Raw genomic sequence first — 8,588 nt, 5'->3', positions numbered from 1 at the left:
CTTAAGGCTCTAATTCGAGTTAAGAAATGACCATCGATATATTCACAATCATCAATAAATTCGTATTTTTTTGCAGGCTCTTGTTGATTAACAGACGCGGTTTCATTTGCAATATTAGAGATAACGGGGGTGTTGTTTGAGATATTTTTCATAATTAAAACCTACATGTTTATATGTTTGTTATTGACAACCCTTTAAGGGCGTCGGGCGTTAACAAACACGGCATGTAGTCCGTTGCTTACACTTTTCCCATAAGGGTATTGTATGGTGTAAGCACACCCGACAAAATCATCATATATGCTAATTAAAGCATAAAAGATAGCCAGTTTTTAAAAGCTTTGGAAAGATTGTATCGTAATCTATCCGCTACATGTTTAGTGTTTGTTAATCACTTGATTATTTGTGTAACAAAATACGTATTTATTGTCAAATAATATTTCTATCTTTTTGATATTTTTTCTTATTTTTTAAATACGTTGTGTATTGATAATATCTTATGCTTATTAATTTCTTCTTTTATATTTATGTGCTTTTAAAGCTATATTATATGTTTTATGAAACGATTGCGTTATTTTCTGAATCTATACATTTATAATATTTAGAAACGCTCTCATAATGCGTATTTTAAACTTTATAACCTATCAATTTTGTTACTAAATGAATTTTAAATTTTTTGTGAATTTTGTTTATAAGGGGCTTTAATTTAAACGACCTTAATAGCACCGCGCTCTTATAACAAATGCTTTCATTTGCATTTTTGCTTTCTCTATAGTTGTTATGTTCTTTATAGCCATGGCATCATTTTTCATGTTCATAAGAGAAATGATAAATAGGATATATGATAATTGTGATTTATAGACCGTTATGAAAACACTTATGAAAACATCTCAATAGAAACTGATCATTATAGAGATGAGCAAAATCCCTTTTAATAAACTTTTGTCATTTTTGTCAGTTCTTTTTAGAACCTATATCATTTTTTTTAAATGAGAGAAAATTAAAATCATTATATTTCAATAAGTTAAGTTTTATCAATTTTTCAAAATACAACTTATTAAAACAGCCATAACAAATAAATACAACTGTAAATATATATTTGTCAGTTTATGTCAGTACATTGAATCGACAAAAGTGATCATTTAGTGAATGATTAAAACATGTCTTATGAGAGTATGTGATCTTTTAAAGCCTTTCAAAAGAAAGGGATTATAATCATAATAAATGCTATCAAGATCCTTATGGTTATGAGTTTTGAAGGGGTTTTGAGTTTTGAGGGTTGCTGCTATTATGTAAAAAAACGATAAAAAGTAAAAACGTTATTTTTCAATATGTTAAGATTTTACAGACCTTTAAAAAACAACCCATATTGATAACACAACCTATAAATTCAACTAATAATATACGTTTTGAGGGGGTTTTGACGGTTTTTACACCTTCAAAACCTATAAGCAAAATGAATATACATAACTCTCTTTAAACAAAGCTTTTGATAACAATAAAGCACTCATTTTAGATTACGGTATAATCTCTTAAAGGCAATGTAAAAAAATCTAATTCACTTTAAGAGTGGATTTCTTAAATTTTGCAAAACAATCTAAAAAAATTATTTAAAAGTTCAAATCGTATCTTTAATTTGAATTATAAATACATTATTAGACTTTTGCATTAATCAAAGGTTTATGATGATGAAGTTTTTTATTTTACTTTGTTTGTTAATACTCACAGCTTGTGGTCCTATAACACATTTGAACGGAATTGTTGATCCAAACTACAAGGGACGATTTCAAACGAAAAAGGTGGTCATAGGAGGTGTTGGCATGTCTATTTCTGAGCAAAAAGCACTTGAAGACACCTTTGAGAAATCGCTTGCTAAATACAATGTACAGATATTGAGAGGATTAGAACTTTTCCCTCTAACTCGTAATTATTCCTATAACGAGAAAGAGGAAATTATAACAAATAAAGGCGCAGATGCACTCCTAATAGTTAGCGTTGATAATCGTGCTATATCGCAGACATATATCCCGCCAACGTATCATCCGGGAACCTCTACAAGTACTATTTCGGGATTTGGAAACTTTGCTACCATAGAAACTGAGACGACACCAGGTTATGTGACCGGTGGATATAATATTAGTAAGCCCGCCATAAGTGTTAGTGTTTATCTTATTCACCATACAAAAAACAAAGAAACCATATGGCTAGCAAAAGGCTATAGCGATGGAAATGCTTTTGCATCATTTTCTAATCTCATAGTAAGCGTTGCTGAAACAACTGTTGAAAAACTAGCCAAAGAGGGGCTTATAGTCCCAAAGTAGAGTTAGGAAAATAGCAGCATAATCACGAATTTTAGCCACAAGGTCGATGTTAATAAAGCTATCATTTTAGATTACGGTATAATCTTTTAAAGGCGATGTAAAAAAATCTAATTCTATTTAAGAGTGGGTTTCTTAAAAGTCTTAAAGCAATCCCAATAAGAGTGTTTAAAAGTACAAAGCCTTATTTTTAGAATAACGCATATTAGGATTGTATCTAATCAACTTAACAAAAGAGGTATAGATTATGGTTATAAGATTCTATACCCCTTTGTGAGTTTAGCAAGCCAAGTCTATTCAGTTTCTCTAATTTCTAATTTTGGTAAGTTCTTAACGATTTTCATTGTCTCTAAACTTATGGTAATAACCCTCTGAAATAACTCTAGAGGGTAGGCAGGGTTGCCAATGGTTTCAACAGCATAACGATTGGCATCATTAACAATGCCACTCTTTTTATCAGTCTTAACACATTGACGCCCCATAACCCATTCAAGAGCGGATTTACCATTAACGATATACTCACAAGCGTCAAGAGGGATATCTGTTATTGTGATATTGTTATTATAAATAACAGTGGTTTTATCTTTCTCTTTACCTGCTTTTGCGAATTTCATTTCAGTCACGTAATAGAATTTTTCTGGATTAGAGATCTCTGTAACTTTTGGATTACCTTTTTTAAAGGTTACGGGATAAGGTTTTACAGTTTCATAATTCACGTGCAAATGATCCAGTTCACGCCCTGTTACAACAGAGTTCCGTTTTCGTATAAGGGGTTTAAGTCTCTTCAAAAGAATTAAAACGAAGCTTATTAAATCCATTTTGAATGAATTGAGAAAAAATGCAGAAAAATGCTAAAAAAGCCGATAATTTTTTCAAAAGTTTTTTAAATGCTGTTTATACGCAGCCCATGAGAGAGATCAGATCAGCAAAATAGTGAAATTTGCTGTTTATTTTATGGAAAAAGACAAATGAAGCATGTGCTTTTAAAATATCATAATGATTATTTTGATAGATTTTATGAGTCACTAAAATAATCTAGTTTGTTAGTTCAATTTACAGACACAAACTGACAAATATATATTATTGATTGTATTTAAGGTTGTATTATCGATATAGGTTGTATCGTTAAAATTCTAACATATTGAAATATAATGTTTTTAATTTTCTCTCATTTTAAAAAAATAATATAGGTTCTAAAAAGAACTGACAAGACTGACAAAACTCTTCTGATAAGGTCACTCAGATCATTTGCTTTTGGAAAAAAGTTCCTTGATGAGAATGCCATAAAAAGAGTTTTGCGTGGTTGTCTTAAAGACTTCAAAAGAGATTTCTTTATTGTTTTATGCTGTTGTTTTTAACCAAAGGATTCCATTCATACCGTCTATCAGGACGCCGACCTAATTCATTCCCCTCTATAGGAAATTCACGAATATAGTTACAACGACATAAAAGCTCTAAAGCTTGCTTAACGGCTCCATTGTCTTTTAAAGATCTCCAACACCGTCTATAGATATCTCTTGCCGTAAAAACATTGGGTAAAAGATCACAGCGCTCTACAATTAATTTTGCACGCTCTGCTGTTAATGTATCATTCGCCGCATAAAGACGTTTTGCATGACTTATCAGATATTCTTCCCAATATAAGGCTCTCTCAAGGGCATCTCTATTGATTTCAAAACGCCCCCCTTCACTCAATTCAAAAATCAATGCAAGGGTTGGTATGGTTTTATTCATTTTCAAAAGATGCGCTTGTAAACTTGATGAGAAATGACCTCCTTTGATTGTTCTTTGAAAATTTTCCCACCATACACGAAACATTTCTTGAGCTTCAGCAGAAAAGCGTATGGTAATAGGGTGTTTTGGTGATCCTAATGGTTTATCATAAAGAGAACGAAAAATTCCTTGATAACTTTCCCATGCCTTTTGATTGGGAGGTCTATCAACCCATAACCGCTCTTTTCGTTCATCGGGCCACACCAGCATTTGAAACCGTTGCAATAAGCCGTCATTATTTGTTCCATGGTGCATTGCTTGAATAATGGGAATAATCCGTGAAGGTTGAATGCCCCCAATAATGGAAATGGTTGCATTGGGAATAAAAATGGTTCCACGTCCTATACGGTCATAGGTGTATGATTTTTTGCCATTAAAAGCTGTTAGATAAAAAGAACGGTCTGATTGATATTCCTTCCGTTCCAAATCGGATAAAAAACCAGATAATTCATCACGAACCAACAAGAGACCACGGGGGTTTTCTTTTAACAATTCCCCAAGCTTTTCGACGGTCACATCGTTGACAATAAGACGTCGTTTATTAAGCGTGTCATCTTCCTCACTTTCTTTATGTTCAAGAGATTGAGAAAGAAGAGCAAGGGCTTGTTCCTCGTCTTGATCTTTGAGTGCTTTGTAGGCTTGTTTTTTCTTTTCTCTTTTGTCTAATTCAATAAGAATATCTTTTGTTTCTTGCTGTTTTTTCTTCTTTAACCATTCTTGATGCCATTCCTCTTGAAAAACATCAAGAGGTGCTAAAGCAGCTTCCATGGTATCTGTTTTCATAGTTGAAGGTTCCCCCACAATGGCACCCCAGAGATTAGGAACAATTTTCCAATTGGCATGTTGTTTTGGAGAAACCCGCACGCCATTTCCAATGACAGCAGACAATCCACATAAAGCAGAAACAGCAACAAAATCGATAGAAGATTGTTGAATATCAGCAACGTCATAAACATAGTTTATTAATGGTGTTGGAAGCAGGAATATTTTAAAAGGCTCGACGGGTAAGAGAGCCGTAGCAATCGGTTGTAATTGCCCCCAACCATTTTGTTGCAAGGCTTGTTCATAAGAAATGGCTTTTAAACAAGTATTTTCGTTTAAAGAGACATTATCGTTATCATTGACGGGAGTATTTTCATTATTGTTTTGTAAATTACTATCTTTCATAGTTTCCCTCTTTTAAGAAAGTAATACGTTATTAAAATCAGTTCCTTTTGGAGCTTGCATCATAAAGACCTCAAAGCCTTGGCTATAAGCACGTGCAGCTAGGTTAAAACCTGCTTTACGCCCCGCATCATCGCCGTCCATTGCAATTGTCAGACGTCCTTTTGTAGGGGGTAAATTCACACGCATCATGCCACTGGTTGAAAGAGAAGCCCATAAATTAACGGGCTCTGATAACAACCCAGACAAAAGAGCCAGACCGGTTTCAATGCCTTCACAAATGACCAGATGTTTTGGATTGGCTTGGCTTAAATGCACCCCACCACCCGTTACAGATCCCAACATGGCTTTTGCTGGTTTCTGATCTGTTTTGCAGCCATTGTCTTTTAAAAAGGTTCTATGAATGGCAAAGGAACCAGCCCCCTTAACAAGAGCAACCAACGCGGGCAATGTACCCCCAGAGGGGTGTGGACATTTGCTATGAAAACGTAAATCAGCAGGCAAATCACATGTAATACCCCGCATACGTAAATAGGTTTCTGCTAAAGTATTTTTGATTGGTTGGCTTTGTTGCCAAATTGCTCTTTCTGCTTTCCTTTTTGCTTGTTTGAGATCAGCACAAAACTGTTTTGAGAAAGAGAGCGTCTGATCATAAGCTTGTTTTCCAAGCAATCCAATTCTAATAAGCGCTTGTATGATCTCTCTAAAAGAGCAGCCAGCATAACAATAGAGTAAAAGACGCCCATCATGTCCATTGGCAAGGGATAAGCTAGGCAGCCTATCATCATGAGCAGGGCAACGGGCTGTTCCATAACGCCCATGCCAAACCCCGCGCAAGGCACGTGTGATACCTTGCGCATTCTTAAAAGAACACATCATTTTTAATCCTATAACGTTGCGTCATAGGACGGATTGTGCTATCTCTAGGGTGATGAGTTTGAGAAAGCCTTGTCCGTCCTTACGTGACAAGGTTTTTTTATGCCGCGTCATTTTGACGTTGCTGTTTTGCTTGTTCGATTACATTCAAAAGATCCGATTGTAACCAACGGGATAAAAAACCAAATTTTAAAGGTTTTGGGAGAGAGCCATTGGTAACATGACGGCGGAATGTTGAGACACTCATATGAAGCAATTTTGCACTTTCACGGTCTGTCAAAAGAATATCATTTTCTGTCATACTAAAATCCTTTCTATCAAAAAATGGTAACAAATCATAACTATTTATTAACCACATTTTGGTTCATTTAGAAAGATGTTTTATTCATAGAAAACAATATTTTATCATATAATTTGTGATGTGATAATTTATGACTCTTATTGAGAAAGAATGAGAGAGAAGAGAGAGAAAGTTATCCACAGATCATGGGGTTATTCACCCCATATCTTAAGATTGACCAGTGACATAAGCCGCCCATTTATCCATATAAACACGGCGCTGTTCTAGATAGTCCGTACGACGATAAGCACGCTCTACTTGTCCTCCGACTGTATGACTTAGAATAGTTTCAGCAACCTCATAGGAAGCATCGGTTGTTTCAGCAAGCCAATTGCGTAAACTAGAACGAAAACCATGCGGGCATGCTTCAATTTTATTTTTTCTCATATACCAAGCCATCATCGTATGTGAAAGAGGACCGCGACCGGTAGGAGAAAAAAGAAAATCACTTTTAGAAATACAACGAGCTTGTTCAATAATTTTCAGCGCTTCTTTTGATAAGGGGACGCGAAATTCTGTTGTAGTATCACGCTTTCCTTTCATATTTTCAGCAGGAATTGTCCAGACATCATCTTCAATTTGACCTTCACGAATATGACGCAAAGGAAAAGTACGAACTCCTGTCAAAATAAGCAAACGCAAAGCCAGTTGTGTTAGGATTGTTGTTTGGCAAAGTGTTTTATAAAAGGCAGGGACCTCTTTCCAATCCATTGCGGGCATGTTTTGCGTTTTATGACGTTGTTTGCCTAAGAGAGCACGTGCTTTTTCTGTTGCTTGTAAATCAACATCCAATCCTAGTGCAGCCGCATGTTTGAGACATATATTAAGACGATTAAGAGCTCTATTAGCTGTTCCAGCTTTTGTATGCCAGATAGGAGCAAGAGTATTGCGTATCTCAGTTTGGGTAATTTCTGAAACGGGTAAACAGCCTAATTTGGGGAGAATATGAAGACGTAATGGTAAAAACCAATGTCCGTCTTTTCCATCCCCTTTTAATTCAGCTTTACGACTTTCAAAAGCATCCATGGCAATATCTTTTAAATAATGGAGATTGCTTATTGCTTCACGCTTTTGTTTATTGCGTTCTTTAATAGGGTCACGACCCTCATGCAAAACAGAACGCCATTGATTTGCCAATTCACGCGCTTTTTTTAAAGAAACGTTTCGCAATGCCCCCAAGCCCATTTCACGACGGCGCCCATGAATGGTATAACGGTAAATCCATTGAGCACCTCCATCTTTACGCTTGTGAAGTAACAAGCCGGCACCATCGTTATATTTGCCAGCCCCTAATGTTGCAACAGATCTTGCATTAAGACGGTTCATAAGAGCCATTTTAAGTCCTTTCTTATACAAATTTTATCCACACACTCATCCCACTTGCTATGTGCAAACGAGTGGTTTTGATTGATTCAATATAAACAGATTTGAAATAAGAGAATCTTACGTTATTCGGGTCTTTAACTCAATATGAATAACGCTAGATTATCATTATAAATCAATAGCTTGTCACCAGCTGACAAGCTTACGAAACAAACCTTCTGTTGACAGATCTGATGCGTTATGTTCTTTTTCTAAATGCTCTTCATCATCCATCATTCTGCCATCCATGACGTGCTCTCATAAGTTTCTCTACCGCTATAAGCTGGTCTCTTCTGTTTCTGCACCGGCTGTTCATAACCCACACACATCAAGCCAAAGGCATCCGCACCATGACTGGACCAATCATGCTCAGCGCCTAAACCAATATTACGCTTCTCATCCCATTTCTCATGATACCAATTCAGTGCTTTACGACCCGCTACGGTTGTCTCTTCGTTAAACCATACTGAAGGTAAAATACGTCGCACCGCCTCTATACGCATCTTAACCGCCCCTGCTCCCTGATTGGGAACAACCTGTGTTTCAAAGCCCGCATCATTTAAAGCACTTTCAAAACTCACATTGTGCACACGGTCTCTGGTCGCACCGTCATGAGGCAAAACCATCAATGCCTTCTCATAACCGTTTTGACGCAACCAGCCTACATGCTCTGATAGCGGTTGTCCCTGTGCTTCGTAATAATTAAGCACTCTAATTTCTCGCCCCACAAACTGTGCTATCCATATCGCCGTGGCATC

General features: G+C 36.0%; 5 protein-coding genes and 2 pseudogenes. 1 reads left to right on the top strand and 6 read right to left on the bottom strand.

What is annotated here, in order from left to right; all coding sequences use genetic code 11:
- The first annotated feature begins 1,679 nt into the window (after positions 1-1,679).
- Positions 1,680-2,318, top strand: coding sequence for a hypothetical protein (locus ACFINO_RS08455; RefSeq protein ID WP_375655434.1), 639 nt, complete (start codon positions 1,680-1,682; stop codon positions 2,316-2,318).
- A 290-nt stretch (positions 2,319-2,608) separates the two neighbouring features.
- Here the strand turns inward: ACFINO_RS08455 and ACFINO_RS08450 are convergent.
- The 6 genes and pseudogenes from ACFINO_RS08450 to ACFINO_RS08425 all read right to left on the bottom strand — a co-directional run.
- Positions 2,609-3,064 (bottom strand): annotated as a pseudogene (locus ACFINO_RS08450) (type ISP restriction/modification enzyme); the annotation flags it as partial.
- A gap of 583 nt (positions 3,065-3,647) precedes the next feature.
- Positions 3,648-5,255 carry a YfjI family protein gene (locus ACFINO_RS08445; RefSeq protein WP_375615311.1) on the bottom strand — a complete coding sequence of 536 codons (1,608 nt, stop codon included), beginning with the start codon at positions 5,253-5,255 and terminating at the stop codon, positions 3,648-3,650.
- 12 nt (positions 5,256-5,267) lie between these two features.
- Positions 5,268-6,131 carry a toprim domain-containing protein gene (locus ACFINO_RS08440; protein ID WP_375655433.1) on the bottom strand — a complete coding sequence of 288 codons (864 nt, stop codon included), beginning with the start codon at positions 6,129-6,131 and terminating at the stop codon, positions 5,268-5,270.
- Between the two features lie 97 nt (positions 6,132-6,228).
- A complete protein-coding gene (locus ACFINO_RS08435) occupies positions 6,229-6,429 on the bottom strand; it encodes an AlpA family transcriptional regulator (protein ID WP_007346825.1) in 201 nt (66 codons plus the stop codon).
- A 207-nt stretch (positions 6,430-6,636) separates the two neighbouring features.
- Positions 6,637-7,803, bottom strand: a complete 1,167-nt coding sequence (locus ACFINO_RS08430; RefSeq protein WP_375655432.1) for a tyrosine-type recombinase/integrase — start codon at positions 7,801-7,803, stop codon at positions 6,637-6,639.
- 260 nt (positions 7,804-8,063) lie between these two features.
- A pseudogene (locus tag ACFINO_RS08425) lies at positions 8,064-8,588 on the bottom strand (PBSX family phage terminase large subunit); the annotation flags it as partial.

This window comes from Bartonella sp. AA83SXKL, assembly GCF_042196965.1.
In the GTDB taxonomy this organism is placed as follows: domain Bacteria; phylum Pseudomonadota; class Alphaproteobacteria; order Rhizobiales; family Rhizobiaceae; genus Bartonella.
This window is presented reverse-complemented; position numbering and strand designations above follow the sequence as displayed.

Bases quoted from the DNA above. Each gene is read 5' to 3' on its own strand.
- ACFINO_RS08455 (WP_375655434.1), top strand. From the start codon at position 1,680: ATGATGATGAAGTTTTTTATTTTACTTTGTTTGTTAATACTCACAGCT.
- ACFINO_RS08445 (WP_375615311.1), bottom strand. From the start codon at position 5,255: ATGAAAGATAGTAATTTACAAAACAATAATGAAAATACTCCCGTCAAT.
- ACFINO_RS08440 (WP_375655433.1), bottom strand. From the start codon at position 6,131: ATGATGTGTTCTTTTAAGAATGCGCAAGGTATCACACGTGCCTTGCGC.
- ACFINO_RS08435 (WP_007346825.1), bottom strand. From the start codon at position 6,429: ATGACAGAAAATGATATTCTTTTGACAGACCGTGAAAGTGCAAAATTG.
- ACFINO_RS08430 (WP_375655432.1), bottom strand. From the start codon at position 7,803: ATGGCTCTTATGAACCGTCTTAATGCAAGATCTGTTGCAACATTAGGG.